The 19,388-nt window shown below is 37.0% G+C and carries 17 protein-coding genes and 2 tRNA genes; 8 read left to right on the top strand and 11 right to left on the bottom strand.

What is annotated here, in order from left to right; translation table 11 throughout:
• Window positions 1-98 precede the first annotated feature (98 nt).
• Window positions 99-722 carry a class I SAM-dependent methyltransferase gene (locus ADICYQ_RS11690; RefSeq protein ID WP_020890914.1) on the bottom strand — a complete coding sequence of 208 codons (624 nt, stop codon included), beginning with the start codon at window positions 720-722 and terminating at the stop codon, window positions 99-101.
• A 283-nt stretch (window positions 723-1,005) separates the two neighbouring features.
• Between ADICYQ_RS11690 and ADICYQ_RS11685 the strand changes: the two genes are divergently transcribed.
• Together ADICYQ_RS11685 and ADICYQ_RS11675 are read left to right on the top strand one after the other, a co-directional pair.
• On the top strand, window positions 1,006-2,715 hold the full coding sequence (locus ADICYQ_RS11685) for a receptor L domain-containing protein (protein WP_020890913.1): 1,710 nt from the start codon (window positions 1,006-1,008) through the stop codon (window positions 2,713-2,715).
• A 187-nt stretch (window positions 2,716-2,902) separates the two neighbouring features.
• On the top strand, window positions 2,903-4,807 hold the full coding sequence (locus ADICYQ_RS11675) for a leucine-rich repeat domain-containing protein (protein ID WP_040415916.1): 1,905 nt from the start codon (window positions 2,903-2,905) through the stop codon (window positions 4,805-4,807).
• 93 nt (window positions 4,808-4,900) lie between these two features.
• On the opposite strand, the gene ADICYQ_RS11670 is transcribed toward ADICYQ_RS11675, so the two are convergent.
• The 5 genes from ADICYQ_RS11670 to ADICYQ_RS11650 form a co-directional block, all read right to left on the bottom strand.
• The gene (locus ADICYQ_RS11670) at window positions 4,901-5,443 is read right to left on the bottom strand and encodes a hypothetical protein (protein ID WP_040415914.1); all 543 of its coding nucleotides are present in this window, start codon (window positions 5,441-5,443) and stop codon (window positions 4,901-4,903) included.
• A 378-nt stretch (window positions 5,444-5,821) separates the two neighbouring features.
• Window positions 5,822-6,151, bottom strand: coding sequence for an L-rhamnose mutarotase (locus ADICYQ_RS11665; protein ID WP_020890909.1), 330 nt, complete (start codon window positions 6,149-6,151; stop codon window positions 5,822-5,824).
• A gap of 15 nt (window positions 6,152-6,166) precedes the next feature.
• Window positions 6,167-7,000, bottom strand: coding sequence for an amidohydrolase family protein (locus ADICYQ_RS11660; RefSeq protein ID WP_020890908.1), 834 nt, complete (start codon window positions 6,998-7,000; stop codon window positions 6,167-6,169).
• A gap of 20 nt (window positions 7,001-7,020) precedes the next feature.
• Window positions 7,021-8,106 carry a 3-oxoacyl-ACP synthase III family protein gene (locus tag ADICYQ_RS11655; protein ID WP_020890907.1) on the bottom strand — a complete coding sequence of 362 codons (1,086 nt, stop codon included), beginning with the start codon at window positions 8,104-8,106 and terminating at the stop codon, window positions 7,021-7,023.
• 459 nt (window positions 8,107-8,565) lie between these two features.
• On the bottom strand, window positions 8,566-9,204 hold the full coding sequence (locus ADICYQ_RS11650) for a peroxiredoxin (RefSeq protein ID WP_020890906.1): 639 nt from the start codon (window positions 9,202-9,204) through the stop codon (window positions 8,566-8,568).
• Between the two features lie 230 nt (window positions 9,205-9,434).
• On the opposite strand from ADICYQ_RS11650, the gene ADICYQ_RS11645 reads away from it, so the two are divergent.
• Window positions 9,435-9,506 (top strand) — tRNA-Glu (locus ADICYQ_RS11645).
• Window positions 9,507-9,535: 29 nt separating this feature from the next.
• Window positions 9,536-9,607: transfer RNA gene (locus tag ADICYQ_RS11640), tRNA-Glu, on the top strand.
• A gap of 216 nt (window positions 9,608-9,823) precedes the next feature.
• Here ADICYQ_RS11640 and ADICYQ_RS11635 read toward each other — a convergent pair.
• The 3 genes from ADICYQ_RS11635 to ADICYQ_RS11625 form a co-directional block, all read right to left on the bottom strand.
• Complete coding sequence (locus ADICYQ_RS11635) at window positions 9,824-11,671, bottom strand: chloride channel protein (RefSeq protein ID WP_040415912.1); 1,848 nt, start codon at window positions 11,669-11,671, stop codon at window positions 9,824-9,826.
• A gap of 740 nt (window positions 11,672-12,411) precedes the next feature.
• Window positions 12,412-12,930 (bottom strand): DUF4943 family protein, encoded by a 519-nt coding sequence (locus ADICYQ_RS11630; RefSeq protein ID WP_020890903.1) that lies wholly within the window; start codon window positions 12,928-12,930, stop codon window positions 12,412-12,414.
• A gap of 44 nt (window positions 12,931-12,974) precedes the next feature.
• Complete coding sequence (locus ADICYQ_RS11625; RefSeq protein WP_040415910.1) at window positions 12,975-14,279, bottom strand: alpha/beta hydrolase family protein; 1,305 nt, start codon at window positions 14,277-14,279, stop codon at window positions 12,975-12,977.
• A gap of 246 nt (window positions 14,280-14,525) precedes the next feature.
• On the opposite strand from ADICYQ_RS11625, the gene ADICYQ_RS29710 reads away from it, so the two are divergent.
• Genes ADICYQ_RS29710 through ADICYQ_RS11615 form a run of 4 tightly spaced genes read left to right on the top strand, consistent with a single transcriptional unit; the run spans window position 14,526 to window position 17,639 of the window.
• Window positions 14,526-15,896 carry a SulP family inorganic anion transporter gene (locus ADICYQ_RS29710; protein WP_020890901.1) on the top strand — a complete coding sequence of 457 codons (1,371 nt, stop codon included), beginning with the start codon at window positions 14,526-14,528 and terminating at the stop codon, window positions 15,894-15,896.
• Window positions 15,884-16,276, top strand: a complete 393-nt coding sequence (locus ADICYQ_RS29705) for a hypothetical protein (protein WP_316929297.1) — start codon at window positions 15,884-15,886, stop codon at window positions 16,274-16,276. The genes ADICYQ_RS29710 and ADICYQ_RS29705 overlap by 13 nt, the downstream gene beginning before the upstream one ends.
• Before the next feature lie 2 nt (window positions 16,277-16,278).
• Window positions 16,279-16,767, top strand: coding sequence for a carbonic anhydrase (locus ADICYQ_RS29700; RefSeq protein WP_200861891.1), 489 nt, complete (start codon window positions 16,279-16,281; stop codon window positions 16,765-16,767).
• Window positions 16,768-16,802: 35 nt separating this feature from the next.
• Window positions 16,803-17,639 carry a 3-keto-disaccharide hydrolase gene (locus ADICYQ_RS11615; protein WP_020890898.1) on the top strand — a complete coding sequence of 279 codons (837 nt, stop codon included), beginning with the start codon at window positions 16,803-16,805 and terminating at the stop codon, window positions 17,637-17,639.
• Window positions 17,640-17,644: 5 nt separating this feature from the next.
• On the opposite strand, the gene ADICYQ_RS11610 is transcribed toward ADICYQ_RS11615, so the two are convergent.
• Both ADICYQ_RS11610 and ADICYQ_RS11605 read right to left on the bottom strand, forming a co-directional pair.
• The gene (locus tag ADICYQ_RS11610) at window positions 17,645-18,352 is read right to left on the bottom strand and encodes a LytR/AlgR family response regulator transcription factor (protein ID WP_020890897.1); all 708 of its coding nucleotides are present in this window, start codon (window positions 18,350-18,352) and stop codon (window positions 17,645-17,647) included.
• 1 nt (window position 18,353) lies between these two features.
• Window positions 18,354-19,388: a sensor histidine kinase gene (locus tag ADICYQ_RS11605; RefSeq protein WP_020890896.1), complete on the bottom strand. Its 1,035-nt coding sequence runs from the start codon at window positions 19,386-19,388 to the stop codon at window positions 18,354-18,356.

Here is a 19,388-nt window from a genome sequence, read left to right as displayed (position 1 = left end):
TTATGCCTCTGGTTTTTTTCCCAAAATCACTATTTGGTTACACTAAGTAAAACTATCCTTTTTCAAGGTTAAACATTAAGCTACTAAGGTTTATAATCTTAATGTTTCATTCCTACAAATCTAATAACAGACCCTTTGCCATTGTGGTAAAGACCTTCACCTAGTACCACTTCTTTCTCTTCCAATTGAATGATAGTGTAATTGTTAAAATCAGCTTTTATTTCTTCTATAGAAAATAGCGAGTCCAGGTCTTTTGGACCACCAATTTTTTCATTTTGCGCTCGATATTGCAAATTCTTCTTGCTGAAAGCTTCAAAGATAATTATCCCACCCTTTTTTAAATAGCCATCCAATACCTTGTGGTATTGAGATTTAAGGTTCGCCGGAAAGTGAGCGTAAATTAATGCTATTACATCAAACTGACCTTCCTGGTATTTTACTGATTCCAGATCATTTACCTGATAGTCTATGGCAACCTTATTCTTTTCCGCAAGCTTAATGGCTTTCTTTTTTCCTTCTTCGCTCTGATCAAAGGCATAAACAGACCAACCCATTTTAGCGGCAAAAACGGCATTTCTGCCCTCCCCTTCTGCAGGCAATAGTATTTTCCCAACTTTTAATTCCTTGATTTTTTCCTCAAAAAATAAGTTAGGTGCTTCTCCATATGCATAGGCTTCTTCACCATACCTTTCATTCCATTTTTTTATCCAAATGTCTTCCATTGCTTTAACTTTATCTATTAACAAACATAAATAAAAAAAGATTTTAATACCTGCCTACTTTCAATCAAAAAGTTGCTAGTCTTTAAACCAATAGGGATCTCATTAATTTCACAAAGAAAATTTCCTAATCGAAATTAGAAAAAGGAAATATTAATATAAAAATAATTTGCTATTTCAAAACAAACGACATTATAAATTATCTGAAATACATTATTAATTATTTGAAATACTTCAGCGTCAATTTGAAAATAATGTTTAGTTTTACAAAACCTTTTTTAAAAATATGAACAGATGGAAAATATCCCATTACTTTCAACTTTTGAGTTTGATCGTTTTGGGAGCATGTACTACAGAATATGAGCAACAAATGCCCACTGATGGAAGCATAAGCTTTCAGGTTAATGAAAGTTACGTAGAAAATGAAAGCAGTAGGAACTTGGCCCTACCCATTCAAGGAGTGAACAATGTTGTTCTTACAATAGAAAACGAGGATGGTTCCCAAACGATTTTTGACCGTAAATCCTTACCAATATTGGGTTTTGGTGACGAAATCCTGATTGAAGAAATAAACCTTTCACAAGGCAGCTATCAAATAAGTGCATTTTATTTGACGGACAGTAGTGGAAACATCCTTTATGCTACACCGATAGAAGGCTCTGAGTTTGGAGAGTTCCTAGCTCAACCACTTCCAATCCCTTTTGAAGTCACCGCAAGTGAATCTCAAAACTTGAACCTTGAAATCATCTCTACGGCTGGAAAAAGTCCTGAACCTTTCGGTTTTGAATCCGGAATGGCTGGCTTTAGGGAGACCTTTTACTTTTTCATCTCTACAGTACGTGAAAAGGTTGATGACTTTATGGATTTTATCCCAGCAGAATTAACGGTTAGCCAGGGTGACCATCTATTGACTCAGCAACTTAATGGAAAGTTGAATAAAATTGTACTACCAAAGAATAGTGAGAATTTCGATTTAACAATTACTTATAAAGCTTTTCAACCTATTGAAAAGGAAATTAGTTATGACAGTCTTCTTTTATTTGAAAACCATCCGCTAATTATTGAATTGACAAAAAAACGCGCTGATGAGTTTTATATAGGTGGTACTTTTGATGGAGATGTGCAATTAAGCTCCCAAGCAGCTGTAGACTCTTTTGGGTTAAAAGGATATGATATTATCAATGGAAATTTAACGATTGGCCAAACTCCAGAAGGTTCATCCGATCCTATACAAGACCTTTCGGCTTTGGCCACCATTGAACAGGTGGATGAGAACTTTATCATTTCAGGCAACCCTGATTTACAATCATTGGAAGGGCTGAAATATATACAAACAATTGCCCAGGATTTAATTATCAGAAGTAATCCCAAATTGGAATCCTTTTCGGATTTTACTTCTTTAGAATATTTAACGGGCTTGAACTTAACCAATAATCCTAGCATTCAAGAATTTGACGGCTTGGAACACCTTGCTGACAAGCTTGAGCGGCTACATATTGAGGGCATGGTTCATTTTATTGATTTTTCCGGCTTTGAAAATGCTACAAACCTTCAGAAAATAACCATTCAATCCAATACCAATATCACGCATCTGGACTTCCCAAGTCAAACCGAAATAATAAATTCAAAAGTGACAGTGAAAAACAACCCTTCACTAATCTCATTTGGTGGTGAAGCAGGTGGATTTATGTTTATTGAAAATCTCCATCTGGAAGATAACGAGAATTTAGTTGATTTAAATGGACTTCTTCAAACCGATGGTGAAGGGGTTAGCGAATTGATTGTCAAATTCCTCTCCAAGGTCACCACACTTACACCCCTCTTTTTCAATGAAGAGATAGAAGGAATTCACCTATATTACAATGAATCCTTAGCGGACATAAGTGCAATTGGAACGGGAGAAACTATTAATGATGCAATTGCAATCAAGGGCAATCCAAAACTAAAAACCTTAACGGATTTGAGGGTATTTCGGAAATGTCCTTCTATATCATAGCAACACCCGGTCACACTACTTCCCCACCTAACAAGATTACTATTGAAAACAATGAATCTCTAACAGATTTTTGCGGATTAAAAGACGTAAAAATCACCTCAACCGATAGGTTAGAATTCGGAGTGAAAATTAATAATAATGCCTATAATCCGAGTTTAAACGATATCTCAGGAGGGATGTGTAAACCATGATAAAATTGTATTTAAAATCTCGTATCCTCTTCCTTGTGGTTTTCATTTTACTTGGTGCATCATTGCATTCATGTGAAGAGGCCGAAGGGCCCGACGTAAATCCTGACCCTATTGCAAATCCGGGTGAAAATCCAAAAACCGAAGAGAAATTACCAGCTGTAATTGTTAAGATTGCCAAAACTTCAAACACATCTTCAAGGCAACTTCGGATAACGGCTTACAGTAAAGCAATTATTACAATACAAACAGCAGATGGAGACACGACCTCCTACAATAGCAAGAACATTCAGGTCCAGGACATGGAAGACCATTACCTGACAGAGAAGATCATTCTTCCAGAAGGATCCTATCAGGTTGTTGCATTTTATGTGTTGGATGATAACAATGATATAGTAGAAGCGACTCCCAAGAAAAACGCCACATTGAGTGAGAATCAAGACTTGTCATTGCCCTTGGCTTTTGATTTACAATCCATTGAAACTGAAATTGGAGAGGAAGCAGAAATGGAGATTTCCATGCAAGTGGTAGCTGCAGAAGGACATAGCCCCGCCGACTTTGGTTTTCAGTCCTTTGCTTTGGATATTGTCACTGCTACATCTAATAAAATCTTTATAGCCATGGTTACTGACACAAGATTAATGGACTTCCTTTCTGGGTCAGTAGAAATTACCGCAGACGGGGAAGTCATCACTCAGGAACTAATTGCCGGGATTAATGAATCTGTTACACTTCCCATTGCTGAAAGTTATGCTATTCTATTAAAAAGTTTCAACTTTGATGATTTCACGGATACACTTACATTAGACCAACTAAAGGATTATGCAGAGCAGCCATTAATTGTGGAAATGAAAGAGGCGGGATTTAAATGTGCAGAGGGTGATTTTCCTGAAGTACTGGTATTAACTACCCAAACAGATTTAAACAGCTGGGCAATGAGATGTGGTAAGAGTACAATAGCAAGCCTTATCATTGAGGGTGATGGAGGGGAAGATCCTATCGTAGACCTGTCGCCATTGGAATTGATTACCTATGTTTACGATGAAATCCAAATTAGAAACACCACACATCTTAAAAACCTACATGGATTGCAAAATATAAACCAGTCGGTTTGGAAGTTAACTGTGGAAAAAAATATTGGTTTAGAAACACTAGAAGGTTTATCCTTATCGGATAACCAAAGCTTAAATTTAACCATTGCTGATAACCCCTCTTTGTTAAACCTCTATGGCTTAGAAGAAATAAAAAAACTAGGTAGTGTTTTTATAAATCATAATGCCAAATTAATCAATTTCAAAGGACTGGATCAGGTTCAGGAGATCGATTATATGGAGGTTACTGATAATGATGCACAAATTTCTTTCGAGGGATTGTATAATGTGAGGCATATTGGATCCCTTGAAATTAAAGGTATAGATATAGTTAACTTTGAGGATTTTCGAAACGTGGAAACAATAGGCTCCCTTAGATTGACCTATATGTATGATCTTATGGATTTTACCGGATTCACAGGTGCGGTGACCTCTTCCTTAGATTTGGATAGTAATAATCTAACTTCATTGAAAGGCCTAAGGGTTGCAGATGAGATGCAGTTTTTAACCTTATATGGCAATACCTCATTGAGAGATATTAAAGAATTAACTAATCTTAAAAAAATTAAAAGAAGATTAAATATTATTGGCAATACGAACCTTCCCACGCTAGAAGGGCTTGAAAACTTGATTTCGGTAGACCTTAGTAGTAATATAGAAATTGCAAACAACGATTGGCTTACCGATTACTGTGCTTTATCAAAGCTAGTAAATGAAGGAACGCATCCAGAAATAACGATTAATAACAATGGTTATAACCCCACTTTGGAACAAATTCAAGGGGAAGGATGTAAAGGTGAAATAGAATGGTAGCATGATTTTCAAAGTAATCCCTGATTTAGACATTGCTTATCAGGGATTACTTTAATAAAAAAAATTATGTGTCAGTGAGGCTGAGAATTATAATTACAAATTAAAATTATACGCAAAAACCAATAAAACAGGCCAAGGTTCGGTAAGGCCAGTTATTCGTGCATCCTGTTTTAACCCGTTCAAATCACTTTTATAGACAGAGGATCTGATAGGAATTATTATTCCCATATCCCAAAAATTCCCTTCTTTCCGATTGCTATTTAATTTAATCCCTGTGCCCAGCGAGGGGCCAAAATAGGTTTTGCTAGATTGAGGCAATCCATCAATTTTAATGGCTGCATTGGTACCAACCATTCCTGAAAGGTAAAATTGAGCCATACCCTTGCTTTCAAAGTCTTTAATTATCCCCAGGTTGTAACCTATGTCAGCAATCTGGTAACCAACACCTCCAAATAAATTCACTCCTTTGGCTACATTCGTACCCATACGTAATCCAATTCCTCCATAGGGAAGACCAACGCCAATCCCAACATTGGCTCTTCCTGCCTGCGAGCTTAAATGATCCTTTTGGGAAAATGCTGAAAAACTAAGCATCAAACAAGCAAAAAACAATACTAAAGTTCTACTGGTTTTCATAAAAATAAAATTCTGATGTGGTTTAATTTTTTTACCAATTAATTAAAAACATTTAATGCCATACAAAATACCTAAATTTATATGCCATTAAACTAATCATATAATAGATTAAAACTACCGCTATTTTCGTTAAAATCTATAATAATTTTGTATAAAAATATTGGCAGATTACAAGCATTTTTCAAACGGAAAAAGTGAAATCATCGATTCTATTTTGCCCCTCAAGGAGATGTAAACCATGAACTCCTATGGTCTACTTTGAGTCAACTAAAAAATCTACTTGCCGACAAACAGGTTGAATACTTAGTCTACAGGTTTGTAAATCAAGTTTAAAAATCCAATGCTTTTGGCTTTAAAAAGATGCTATTTTATATTTTCTTAAAGTGAAAAAATCTTCTCCATGATTACCCATTTCTCTCCTGGTTTGGCCCAAGGAAGTGCTTGTTGAAGCGTACTCATTAACCCTTCCCATTCTTGAACCTTCTCATTGCTTTCATCCATTTTGGCTTTTTCATCAAAAGAAAAGGACTCTCCAACTTCCATGATCATAAATAGTCGGTTTCCTGTAAGGTAAATATCCATTACCTCTATGTCTGCACCCTTGATGCTTGAAATTATCGCATCAGAAACCCGTTTATGATGGTCTATGTATTTCTCTATGATTATAGGGTCATCTTTTAGATCCAAAGCAAGACAATATCTCTTCATATTAATATGTTTATTTTAAAGTCGATAAAAGTTTACCGCATTCGAATACCATATTTTTTGCAATGTGGATTCAGAATGCCCTTTGAAATACCCTTCCACTAATCCTATTACCTGTTCATAGCTACCAGCCAACTTGCAGACGGGCCAGTCAGAACCAAACATGACCCTATCCTCTCCAAAAGCTTCCATTACAGTATCCATATAAGGATAAAATTCTTTCTCCTCCCAATGACTCCATGCTGCTTCGGTAATCATACCTGAAAGTTTACAGTAAACGTTTGGGAATTCAGCCAATGCTTTGATGTTATCCTTCCATTTTTCATTCTGACCAGTCTTGATATCCGGTTTTGCCAGGTGATCCAAGATAAAGCTTCCTTTTTCAAAATTGGACACGGTCTTAATAGCGCCTTTCAATTGATGTGGAAGCACCAAAAGGTCATAGCTGTACCCAATATCAAACATCGCGCTTAACCCTCGTTGAAAGGCTTCGTTTAGGATGTATTCAGAGTCTTCTTCATCCTGTAGAACATGCCTAAAGCCTTTTAGCTTATTAAAAGCATCATAATTGCTTAATCGGGCTGCCAGGTTCGGAGACTTTAAATCGATCCATCCCACAACGCCTAAAATAAAAGGATGGTTTTCTGCCAACTCCAGAAGGAATTCGTTTTCCTTCTCATCCTGTAATGCTTGAACAGCGACTGTTCCTTCAACTCCGTTCGCCGTTAGAACAGGCAATAAATCATCTGGAAGAAAATCGGTCTTCAAATTAAGCATTTCCTCATTAATCCATGAATAATCAATAGGATCATAGCGCCAAAAGTGCTGATGAGCATCTATTTTGTTGATCATAGCAAATGAATAATTAAGTTTTATGGATGTAAATAAACAAAAGCATTTATATTCATTCCTGCCCCTACAGAGGCAAATAAGGAATAGTCACCTGAGTTGAATTGATGATTTTTCTTATCCCCTTTCACAACCAAATCGTACAGAATAGGTACAGTGGCCACCGAGTTGTTACCCAATTCCTGAATACTCATTGGCATAAGACCTTTTGGAATATCGGTTTTGTTATAAAGCAGAAAAAGACGCTCTAATATATTGTGATCCATTTTGGCATTTGCCTGGTGGATTAGCACATGTTTAAGGGTTTCGATATCAATATCAGCCCGTTCAAGGCATTCCTTAAGGGTAGGCGCAACAGTTTTTATTGCATATTCATACAATTTCCTACCATTCATTTTCAAAAAGCGGGTATTGTCAGGGTGATTGGGATTGTAGGATGGCCCCATGGTCAATAAAAAGGCATGATCTAAGGTGTCTGATCTTGTGATATGTGCCAGTAAACCCTCTTTGCTGTCTCCTTCTTTTGCCTCCAAAATGACTGCCCCTGCCCCATCAGAAAAAATCATACTGTCGATGTCATGAGGGTCAGAAATTCGTGACAAATTTTCTGCACCAATTACCATCACTCTTTTGGCATCTCCTGATTGAAGGTAATAATTGGCTTGAATCATCCCTTGAATCCAACCCGGACAACCAAATGGCAAATCATAGGCAACTGTGTAGGGGTTTTTAATACCAAGTTTGTGTTTAACCCTGGCAGCCAAGGTAGGACAGGTATCAATTCGGATATTATCCTTCAAAATGTCTCCAAAATTATGCGCCACAATAATGTAATCCAGAGATTCTCCATCTATATCAGCTGAGCTCAAGGCATCCTTTGCCGCAAAATAGGCCATATCTGAAGTCATTAAATTTTCTTCTAGATACCTTCTCTCTCGTATTTCAGTAATTTTTTGAAGTGTTGCCACAATATCGGCATTGGGTTTTACCAACCTATTACCACTTGCGTCATAAAACTCTTTGGTTAAAAAATAATCATTTGGGATAACTTCTTTTGGCAAGTATTTCCCTGAACCAACAATTATGCTACTTATTATTCTCTTATCCATTAATTATTTTTCTTACTGAAATTTTAGAATCCCAAAATACGTATTATTACCATTCATTTTGAAAAATCTCCGGAATGATACGAATAATTAAACCCATATATAATTTAATTTGTAATGATCTTTATCAGTTTTTAAGCTACAGTATTTAACCTACAAATGAACAATCAAACATTCTCTTTTACTAATAGTATTTCAAAAGTAAAAACCAGAATAACTTCACAATGGCCAATCAAGTACTTTTACCCCATAATTTCTGATTTGTCCTTTAACATTAGTAATTACAAAATGAATTCGCTTCTATAATACGCTATAAAAGCGCAAATGACTACTAGGTATTAAAGACAATGGCCTCATTACCCGTAGAAAACACCAATTATAAGGCCCATTCGGTAGCTCTATTTTAAAATTGGCCATAAAAAAAGGGGCTGAAATAGATCAGCCCCAATACCTCTTCCTAACTTATTTCAAATCAGGCTGTGGTGTCATTCTTAAATAAGGTTTTATTTCTTTAAATCCTTTAGGGAATTTAGAAGGAATGTCTTCGGTTTTAATGGCAGGTGAAACAACAACATCTTCACCATTTTTCCAATCCGCAGGAGTAGCTACTGAATAATTAGCAGTCAACTGCAAAGAATCGATTACCCTTAATAGTTCAACAAAGTTCCTACCTGTGCTTGCAGGATAAGTAATGATAAGTTTTACTTTTTTGTCATTGCCAATTATAAAAACGGAACGAACAGTAAAACTTTCACTTGAATTGGGGTGGATCATGTCATAAAGCTCAGAAACTTTCTTGTCCTCATCCGCAATTATAGGAAAATCAACGCTTGTGTTTTGGGTTTCGTTGATATCCTTGATCCAAGACCTGTGACTTTCTGCGCCATCCACACTTAAGGCAAGCATTTTAACGTTTCTTTTATCAAACTCTCCCTTTAACTTGGAAGCCGCTCCTAATTCTGTAGTACAAACTGGAGTGTAATCAGCAGGGTGAGAAAACAAAATTCCCCAACTGTCTCCAAGGTATTCGTAAAGGTTAATTTGTCCAGCTGAAGAGTCAGCGGTAAAATCCGGTGCAAAATCTCCTAATCTTAATGCCATAATTTTAATTTTTTTAAATTTATTTATTATTCTATGGGTTCAATAATGAAACAGAATTGGCAAAAATAAAGTTTACGCATAGTTAAATATTTTCTTTCTATAAATTTTACCCCTAACTTTCAAAGGTTTGTGATTAGTTTTGGATTATTTTTTGGTGGGTTTTGGTTTGTTCTTGAAAGACCCTATATTTGCATCACCATTTAAGGAAAAGAGCACATCAGTCATTAAATGGTCCGTTCGTCTAGGGGTTAGGACGTATCCCTTTCACGGATGAAACACGGGTTCGATTCCCGTACGGACTACTTCACTATGATGCTCTTTTTCTTATTCTGGTCCGTTCGTCTAGGGGTTAGGACGTATCCCTTTCACGGATGAAACACGGGTTCGATTCCCGTACGGACTACAACAAATTTTTTTTGTTTGCCACCCGGCAAACAAATTTTATTTGTGGTTGTTAGTGGTTAAAGTGAATAAAAAAACCTGATCAATCGATCAGGTTTTTTTTTGCATAAAATTGATTGCTAATAAGATCTTCCAAAAGATGGATATCGCTTTAATTTTGATTTACTTAAAGCGCCAAAAAATTCAATACCTATCCCCTTTCCATTCGTTAACTTCTTTATTCAGAATAATCCCTTAGCAAAGCACGGTAATTGGTTAATATTTTTGACCTACTTATAAACCCTTTGAACATTCGTTCCTCATCAAGTAAGGGCAATTGCCATACATCTGCTTCATCAAACATCTTGGTTACCTCCATTACAGAATCATTGGGCGATATAATAAATGGAGGGGCTATGGCCAACTGAGTAACACTTGTGCCGTCAGCAGACTCCTTATTAAGCAGGAATGGACGCAATTGTTCTCGGTTCAACACTCCCCAAAATTCGTTATTGGCATCCACAACAGCCATACTATTTTGGTCGCTATTTCTGAAGATATGAAGCACTTCCTCCATACTATCAGTGGTACGTATAAGAATAGAGGAAGGATTGATGCAATCATTAAGGGAAATGTGGGACAAAATATTCTGATCCTGCCTTGTTGTAAAAATATCCCCCTTTTCCGCCAACTCTTTGAAAGAGGGATTGATTGGGGAAAACGAACGGTTTATAATATAAGAAGTCACTGAGACGATCATCAGAGGGATAAACAAGTCATACCCACTACTTGACTCAGCAATTAAGAAAATGGCCGTCAGCGGGGCATACATGGCTCCAGACATCACGCCAGCCATACCTACCAACATTAGATTGGTTGTAGGCACGTCTGTAAAACCCATTATTTCTAAAGAAAACCCAAAAACGAAACCTAAAAGCCCTCCAGCCATCAAGGAAGGCGCGAAATTCCCTCCATTTCCTCCAGAGCTTAGGGTAATGCTTGTAGCAAATGCCTTTAGCAATATGGTTAGGGATAAAAACACTATGATGATAACATCTGAATTCCCTATATAACGAAAAAGACTGCCCTCAATTAGCATATCAACATCACCTTGGTAGATGGTCCTGATATTCATGTAGCCTTCTCCAAAAAGGGGCGGGAATAAAACACAAAGAATAGACAACACAGCTCCTCCAAGAACTGCCTTAAGAAGTACGTGCTTTTTATACCTGTCAAAGAATTTTTGAACCCTCTGCCCTACCACTAAAAAATACCTGGCATACAAACCTGTCAATACCCCAAGTCCCAGAAAATAAAATACATTGAAATGATTGAAGGTTTCTCGTGTCTGGAAATTAAAGAGAATGTCCTCATTTAAGATAATTGTAGAAAGTAGACTACCGCAGATACTAGCAATAACTAACGGTATAAAATCTGTAAAGACAAGCCCTGTAAGGATGATCTCAAAGGCAAACATGATCCCAGCTATTGGGGCATTGAAAGCAGCTGATATACCTGCCGCAGCACCCGCAGCCAATAAGAGGGTGCGCTCTTTAAACCCCAACCTGTACCTCTGGGCATAGTTAGAACCAATCGCAGATCCAGTAACAGCTATAGGTGTTTCAAGTCCTACCGATCCCCCAAAACCTACAGTTATCCCACTCTGTAGTATTTGAGAGTACATTTTACTTAATTTAACTTTGCTTTGTTTTTTGGAAATGTCTTTAAGAATAAAAGATATTTCCTTCTCCTCATCACCTTTAAAAAAGTATTTGACGATAAAGGCAGTTAGGGTAATCCCAATCATCGGGAAAATCCCATAGATCAGTAATCTTTCCTCTAAAGGAGCGTCTGCACTAATTGCAGATTGGATATAATGAACAAATACTTTAAGGATAACACCCGCAGAACCAGCACTAAGCCCCACTAAAATACCTGACAAAACTAGGAACTGGGAACGGGTAACTTTCTGACTTACCCAAATTAAAAATAACTCTATAAAATTAAATTTCCGGTAAGGATATTGAATAAAATTCTTTTTGAATTGTAAATAGCTTATATAAAGAACTTTTATTTTCCTGTTCATTTAAATTTCCAGATGATTAAACCCTAATTATGCAGTAGCGCTCTTATAATGTGGCACAGTCTGTACGAACCCTATTGCGTAATTCGGATTAAAGTTGAAATAATTGGACATTAATTTTACCAGCCCAAAAGGTTTAAATTTTGTAATCCCCTCCATTTCCCCATAAACTCAATGACCCCTCAAAAACCCAAAACAGCTCCAATATCTAAACTAATTACAGAAATTAACCAATACTCGTTTGGCTCTTCAATTTTTAATATTGAACTCAAATTTAAACTCATTTTTGAGGCGCGTTACGCTTAATTAAATGGATTTTGGGTTTAACTCGAAAATCGAGTTTAAGATCGGGATTTCAGGATTTAAAGGTAGCACAAATATTATAAAATTTGTTGTTAACTCATGCATACCCGTAATCTTTATAATATAGAATTATCAGAGGGCGAAAGTAGCTTTGAATTTCCACCCTAAAAATGTCATCAGGTTTTCAGATCATATACAAATATCATTTTAAACGATAGAACATCAGTCGATTGCTATCCATTTAAATATTCTTTCTAACCCAGATTGCAACATTTGCTGATTTACTTTTAAATTGAAAACGGGAATAATTGAACGCTAAAAAGGCTGTGAAAAATTTAAAGCAAACCAAGTTCTTCACAGATAAAATGGCAAACCCAAATTAAACTTCGTTGGGGACGGCTGTATTTACCAGTGCTCCTTTTTGAAATACATTCTGCATGCTAATGCCACCTAAGACCAGTATCAAGTAATGGGTCGATGTCCTTAAAATCTTGAAATTGCTTGTCTTGGTTTTTCTGCCACCATTTCATGTAGGCATCAGCCACCTTCTTCTGTGATTCTTCATCATAAACAAGTTCGAATTCTGCTTCTCTTTTTTGCACTATAGGGTTTTGAGAAGGAAACCTTCCGATCAAAAGGTCACTATTGTTAGCCACTGCGCGAATCGACTCTATGGTCCATAACACGTACATGCCTAAAGTACACTCATTGGTCGCATAAGAGGATATCCAATTGCGTGGAAAAACCGTTATTTTTTGATTGCTGTTTCTGTAATCAAGTAAGTCAGGGATTTCTGCAGCTGTAAACGACGGCAACTCCAGGGCCGTGTATTTTTCTTTGATCAATAAATCCACATACTGTGATACCTCCGTCACTTGCGACAATTCCTCATCACTTTTATCACAGGCACTTAAAATCAAAAGTGAAAAAATTGACAGTATCCATTTTAAGTTTTTCATAGCGGTTAAATTGAAAACATTAAAAAGTCAAATTTTAGGGGCATTCACTTCTCAGCATCTAAATACCTTAATTCCAAACCTATGGAGGTTCTAGGTTTAAAACCTTCCCATGTTTCTTCCAAGGAATCTACCGGTAAATCAAGATAAGAAGCATAGTCTTTTCCTTTAAGGTGAATCCCTAGAAATGCAGTTACAAAATGCTGGTTGATATTGTTAATCCTTCTCTGGTCCCAAACAGGCTCTGCATACCTCAGGTATTCATCCAGATGCATGCCCTTTTGGAATGATTCTGCTGGCGGTGGGTTGGGTGCTACATTGTGCCTTGCATCTTTATAAGTTAGCAAGTACCGGTTAGCATTGACAGCACCATCATAGATCGCCTTGATTCCATCCTCATAGCCCGAAATATCATCTTGGTCACCCGCCACAAAAAACACTGGGAGCTTAAGGTTTGCCAAGCCTTCACTGTCCCATACTCCTCTGGCCATTCCCCAAGGGGCGAAAGCCACCACCGCTTTTATCCGCGGGTCAACAGTAGACGCATACGATGGATTGGCTAAACTACGCTCCGTTATCTTATCACTACCTCCTGACATTTGACCAAAGAAACCACCAAAAGCAGGTGAAAAACCAGCCCCTGCAGCATTTAATGCGCCATATCCGCCCATTGAATAGCCTACCAATGCAGTATTCTCGGCATCAATCATACCCGCCAAAAACCCTTCTGCTCCTTCACTTCCCTTTTGGGCCATTTCATTTAAAACAAATAAATCATCCAAAGGTCGGTGGTAAAGCGTACTTGAAAATTTACCTGGATCCTCAAAAGTAGATTCTGTATGGTGAATGGCTACAACTATATAGCCTTTTGATGCTAGATTTTCGGTAAGATAAGTCATTAGGTACCTTGACCCCAAATAGCCATGGGAAACGATCACCAAAGGAAATGCTCCTACATCATTTTTTGGTAAGGCATTACGTTCTGCCCTACCTTTGAATGAAAATGGGCTGAGGGGTCGTTTTTCATCATTTGCCACCCCTATAAAATCACTATAACTGGTTTCTGGCATGGTGCTTATAGCCGCTGGATACCAAACCTCAACTTTTAAAGGCCTGTCATAGTTAGGTTTTGCGTCTTTAGTGAAATTGGCTACGTCGGGCTGATTTTTATGAATTAGCTCCAAAGTTCGAACACCTATCAGGTAGTCTCCTCTTTCTGCCAATTCAGGTGCATCTGGAAGTAAATCCCCATATAAAAAGTGATTTGAATCATTTTGACCTATTACAGGACTAATACTATAGGACAATAGAAGAATTACAATTATAGGAATATACATCTTTGCAGTTCTCATAGCTAAATTGGGTTATTTCATTCTATGTAAATAAAACTTGAATAGATAAATATAATTTTTTTAGATGATATATATATTTTAGACGGAGAATAAAATTTCCAATTCTTATTCTATTTTTGTCTTAAGGATTTGGTTTGGAAGGTAATTAATCATCATTCAATTGTATTTATTCGTCATTGAATTTAGCGATAACTCAAACTAACCTGTTCGTAATTTATTGATAAGAAAACAGTTATTCAGAATTATATGGACAAAAAGCAAATCGGAGTATTGGGACAGAAGTTAAGCTACAACCCCTCCAAGGACATCCCTTCTGGAATTGTAGTTTTTCTGGTTGCGCTCCCATTGTGTTTGGGAATAGCGCTCGCTAGTGGAGCACCTTTGATCTCTGGGCTAATTTCTGGAATGATCGGGGGAATTGTTGTAGGCTTAATGAGTCGGTCTCACACTAGTGTTTCCGGCCCCGCAGCCAGTCTCTCAGCAGTTGTATTGGTCGCCATTCAGTTGTTGGGTTCCTTTCAGGTATTCCTTTTGGCCCTTCTAATAGGAGGATTAATTCAAATAATTCTAGGTTTGTTAAAAGCCGGTAGAATTGCCGACTATATTCCTACCAATATCATTAAAGGCTTGTTAGCCGCTATTGGTTTGATCTTGGTATTCTCCCAGCTACCCTATGCATTGGGTGTTGAACTTGATAAAAGTCGGCTTCTAAATTATTCTCAAGATGTTTTCACCGGTCTGCAAGAACGGATTCTTTTGGTCATTACATCCATGGAGCCAGGTGCAATATTGCTCTCCCTGATTTCATTAGGTATTATGATTTTTTGGGACAAAACACCCTTAAAGCATTTAAAACTGTTTCCACCTTCCCTTTTCGTCGTAATCCTTGGAGTAGTATTGAACCAGCTTTTCAAAATTTTTATTCCTTCCCTTTTTCTAGATGGCGTACATCTAGTCAATATTCCAGAGATCAGTCACTTTGGATCATTGTTCACTTTTCCAGATTTCACAGCCATTAATGATAGAAAAGTTTGGACTTATGCTTTTACCATTGCCATTATTGGGTCCATTGCCACGCTTTTAAACTTAGAAGCTACTGACAACCTGGATCCGCACAAAAGACGTAGCCCACCCAATCAAGAGTTGGTCGCCCAAGGTATAGGAAACACCCTTTCCGGATTATTAGGAGGCATACCCATTACTTCAGTAATTGTGCGTAGTTCTGTAAATATTGAAGCCGGTGCTGAATCCAAATTGTCAACCCTGATTCATGGCTTACTATTAATGGTAAGTGTCTTGTTTTTGAGCAACATCATCAATCTAATTCCTTTGGCTTCTCTAGCGGCGATATTGCTTTTGGTAGGTTACAAGCTTACTTCTTTTCATATCATCCGTCAGATGTATAAAAAAGGCTGGGTTCAGTTTCTACCTTTTGCGGTCACTGTAATAGCTATTCTAATAACAGATGTCCTGCTAGGCGTTATGATAGGATCCGCAGTTAGTGTTTTCTTTTTACTTAGAAGTAATTTCCACAATCCTTATTATATAGAAGCAACCAACCCTACCAATAAAATAAAACGGTTCGCCTGGAGTTGTCTAATGAAGTGTCATTTTTAAACAAACCAGCCATAAAAAGTACACTTTGGAACTTACCAAAAGGGACCAAAGTAATTATTGATGCCTCCTTTTCATCCTATATAGAACCTGATATTCTAGAAATTTTTGAAGATTATAAACATACCTTTGCAAAAGAAAACAATATAGAGTTCAACATCATAGGCTTGGGAGACAACTATTCCCCCAAGAAAATAATTAAAATTGACAGGAAGAATTCTCAAGACAGAAATGACCTAAAGTCACCCCAAAAAATACTGGATTTCTTAACGGAAGGCAACAAACGATACATTGATGGTGACCTGGTTTCTCGGCGTTTTCAAAACAAAAACTTAAAGACTTCATCAAAGATGCTCCTTTGGCAGTGGTGGTTAACTGTATAGACATGCGAGAACCACTTAATATGTTAATGAACACTGGTATTGGTGATCTTATTCCTTTAAAAGTTGCAGCAAACATTCTCGACACCCATCTTATTGAAACCATTGAAATTTCATGCAGGAAACAGCATGCTAAATTGATTCTTATTATGGGAAATACTCCCAATAAATTAATAGCTGCCTCTTTGAAAAACATAGTAGCATCACCAAATGCCCCAGAGAGCACCTTACTGGCTCCTTCCCTGAAAGCGAAAATCTTCGAACCCAAAGACATTTCACTTGATAATTTAGAGGAATGGTCAGATCGATTGGTAAGATGGAATCTGGAATATTCTAAAGCTTTAATTTTAGCTAGCAACCCTTATTTAAACAGTGAAATTAAAAAGGGGAATATTGGCTTGTGTTCTGCTTTATTTAATCGCCAAACTGGGAGAATTGAATTTTCTACCCTTCACATGCATGAAAGCCTTTCAAATAATAATTCCCTAAATTAGCCTTTGATAATAATTTACCCATAAAAACTAGAAAAATGAAGTGGTCTTTGATCTATAATCAACAAAAACAGCTGACCCATTTATTAGCTGTGCTTTTTTTATTTATAATTTTCACTTCATGTGGGAAAAGTGAATCCAGGACTGCACAAAATACCCTAGAGGAAGAAGAATGGGAAACCATTTTTAATGGCAAAGATTTGGAAGGATGGACAGCTAAGTTGCAGCACCATGAATCTGGTGACAATTATGCAAATACTTTCAGGGTAGTGGATGGAATGATTCAGGTCAATTATGAGGATTATGAAAGTTTTGATGAACGATATGGTCATTTGTTTTACAAAAAACCTTACTCCTCCTTTCACCTTAAGTTTGATTACCGCTTCACCGACCAATGGATGGAAGATGCACCAAGCTACACTTATAGAAACAGTGGCGTAATGTTTCATTCCCAAGATCCAGAAACTATATTAAAAGAGCAAGACTGGCCTATTTCAGTGGAATATCAAATGCTGGCAGATGCCGGAGATGGAAAACCCAGACCTACCGGTAATATGTGCTCTCCGGGTACTGAAGTATTTTTTAATGGAGAGATGGATCCAAGACATTGTATCAGTTCAAGTTCACCTACCTTCCCATGGGATGAATGGGTGCATGCAGAATTGATCGTTTATGGGGATTCTATAGTCATCCATAAAGTTAATGGTGAAATAGTATTGGAATATACCCATCCCCAAGTCGGCGGTGGTGTTGCCCAACGTTTTGATCCAGCGTATAAGGTAGATGGACAAATGCTAAAAGAGGGTTATATTGGCTTGCAAGCTGAAGGGCAAGGTGTGGAATTTAAACATATTGAAATAAAAGAATTAGATTAAGCCAATTACTTGAGAAATCTTTCTGAAAACCCCTCTTTAAATGCGCGACCAATTGGCAATTGCTCTCCATTGATTAAGGTGATTAAATTACCAGACACCTTCTCTATTCTGGCAATATTTACCATAAATGATTTGTGAATACGGATGAATTGTTGGCCATCCAATAATTCAAGCCATTTCTTCATCGGTTCAGAAGAGATGTACTTCTTGTCCGAAAGGATAATGTCACAATAATCTCCATCTGCGCGGATATACATTATATCTTCAAATGAGATTCTAACATGGTCATATCCTAATTTGATAAAGTGTTCCTTCTTGTGGTTACTATTGGCTTTAAAAGATACCCTCTCGGCGGGGTTTACTTCTTTTGGCCCAGGAACTTTGCTAACGGCTTTCACAAAACGCAAAAACGAGAACGGCTTCAATAAATAATCTACTACATCAAGATCGTAACTTTCGAGCGCATATTCAGAATAAGCTGTAGTAAGGATAATATGTGGCTTTATGCTTAGACTTTTAAGCAGGTCTAAACCAGTCAATCTGGGCAGATGGATATCCAGAAAAATCAGATCAATGGCATTGGAATTTAAAAACTCCATTGCCAATATGGGATCACTAAAAGTCCCTTTGAGCTTGAGGGTACCCAAATCATCAATGTACTTTTTGAGTATCCTTTGCGCTGGTGGTTGATCTTCAATTATGATACAATTCATCTTAGTCTTTATTCAAAACCATTTCTAAGCTAACTTTATACAATAAATCGGTCTGCTGTATGTCCAGGACATGACTATCAGGATAAAGCAGGTGTAACCTTTTCTTTACATTGTAAAGGCCTATTCCTTTTCCAGAGTTCGATTTTTGATTTACATTCTTATAATTATTTTGACAAACAAAATTTAATTTACCGTCCTCATTGATGGTTAATCGAATGGCAATTTTAATTTGCTCTGATTGGCCACTTTGACTGTGTTTGAAGGCGTTTTCTATAAAAACATTTAAAATGAGAGGAGCAATACTAAAACCAGTAGCCCCAACGGGTGCATCAAAGGTGACCTCCCCCCTCTCTTCAATTTGCATTTCATAAAGGCGCGTAAAATTTCTTAAGTGTTCAATTTCTTTGGTTAAGGGAACAGAAGCTTCCTTGCACTCATAAAGCATGTAACGAAGCACAGAACTTAATTCTAGTATTATTTCTGGCGTTTTTAAAGATTGCACTACAGCATAAGAATACAGGTTGTTAAGGTTATTGAATAGAAAATGAGGATTAATCTGCGACTTTAAAAAAGTCAACTCACTTTCTTTAATAATGGCTTTTAGTTCTTCTACTTTCCGCTGATTGCGAAGTGCATCCCAAGCAAACTTAAATCCCGAAAGGATAACAATCACAGGCAGTACCTGCCCAAGGCTAAAGATAACTCCCGGAAAACCTGCTCCTCTGGAATCTGGAAAATACCATTTTTCAATTACAAGTTCTTCTAACAAAATAACAAAGGCAATGGTTATAACTGTCAACCCAAAAAAAGCAATGTATTTTTTGGCATAAAAAAACTTGGGCAATAACACATAACTAATGATGAGATTAGCTATCGTATAATTTAAAAAATACACTACATCGTACCAATGAAAAGTGTTGACTTTACTAGGGTGATTGCTGTCTATCACATAGAAACTAAAAACCAATGCATGAAGCACAAGTTGAAAATAAACCTCCTTTTTGGCTAAGCTATTTTCTATTGGTTGCCTTTTCAT

Origin of the sequence: Cyclobacterium qasimii M12-11B (genome assembly GCF_000427295.1) — a bacterium.
Taxonomy (GTDB): Bacteria; Bacteroidota; Bacteroidia; order Cytophagales; family Cyclobacteriaceae; genus Cyclobacterium; species Cyclobacterium qasimii.
The sequence above is the reverse complement of the archived record's forward strand: the minus strand, read 5'-3'. Positions and strand labels throughout refer to the sequence as shown.

Bases quoted from the DNA above. Each gene is read 5' to 3' on its own strand.
- ADICYQ_RS11605 (WP_020890896.1), bottom strand. From the start codon at position 19,388: ATGAAAAGGCAACCAATAGAAAATAGCTTAGCCAAAAAGGAGGTTTAT.
- ADICYQ_RS11635 (WP_040415912.1), bottom strand. From the start codon at position 11,671: ATGAACAGGAAAATAAAAGTTCTTTATATAAGCTATTTACAATTCAAA.
- ADICYQ_RS29700 (WP_200861891.1), top strand. From the start codon at position 16,279: ATGCGAGAACCACTTAATATGTTAATGAACACTGGTATTGGTGATCTT.
- ADICYQ_RS11660 (WP_020890908.1), bottom strand. From the start codon at position 7,000: ATGATCAACAAAATAGATGCTCATCAGCACTTTTGGCGCTATGATCCT.
- ADICYQ_RS11690 (WP_020890914.1), bottom strand. From the start codon at position 722: ATGGAAGACATTTGGATAAAAAAATGGAATGAAAGGTATGGTGAAGAA.
- ADICYQ_RS11675 (WP_040415916.1), top strand. From the start codon at position 2,903: ATGATAAAATTGTATTTAAAATCTCGTATCCTCTTCCTTGTGGTTTTC.
- ADICYQ_RS11615 (WP_020890898.1), top strand. From the start codon at position 16,803: ATGAAGTGGTCTTTGATCTATAATCAACAAAAACAGCTGACCCATTTA.
- ADICYQ_RS11650 (WP_020890906.1), bottom strand. From the start codon at position 9,204: ATGGCATTAAGATTAGGAGATTTTGCACCGGATTTTACCGCTGACTCT.
- ADICYQ_RS11665 (WP_020890909.1), bottom strand. From the start codon at position 6,151: ATGAAGAGATATTGTCTTGCTTTGGATCTAAAAGATGACCCTATAATC.
- ADICYQ_RS29710 (WP_020890901.1), top strand. From the start codon at position 14,526: ATGGACAAAAAGCAAATCGGAGTATTGGGACAGAAGTTAAGCTACAAC.
- ADICYQ_RS11610 (WP_020890897.1), bottom strand. From the start codon at position 18,352: ATGAATTGTATCATAATTGAAGATCAACCACCAGCGCAAAGGATACTC.
- ADICYQ_RS11625 (WP_040415910.1), bottom strand. From the start codon at position 14,279: ATGAGAACTGCAAAGATGTATATTCCTATAATTGTAATTCTTCTATTG.
- ADICYQ_RS11655 (WP_020890907.1), bottom strand. From the start codon at position 8,106: ATGGATAAGAGAATAATAAGTAGCATAATTGTTGGTTCAGGGAAATAC.
- ADICYQ_RS11630 (WP_020890903.1), bottom strand. From the start codon at position 12,930: ATGAAAAACTTAAAATGGATACTGTCAATTTTTTCACTTTTGATTTTA.
- ADICYQ_RS11685 (WP_020890913.1), top strand. From the start codon at position 1,006: ATGAACAGATGGAAAATATCCCATTACTTTCAACTTTTGAGTTTGATC.
- ADICYQ_RS11670 (WP_040415914.1), bottom strand. From the start codon at position 5,443: ATGAAAACCAGTAGAACTTTAGTATTGTTTTTTGCTTGTTTGATGCTT.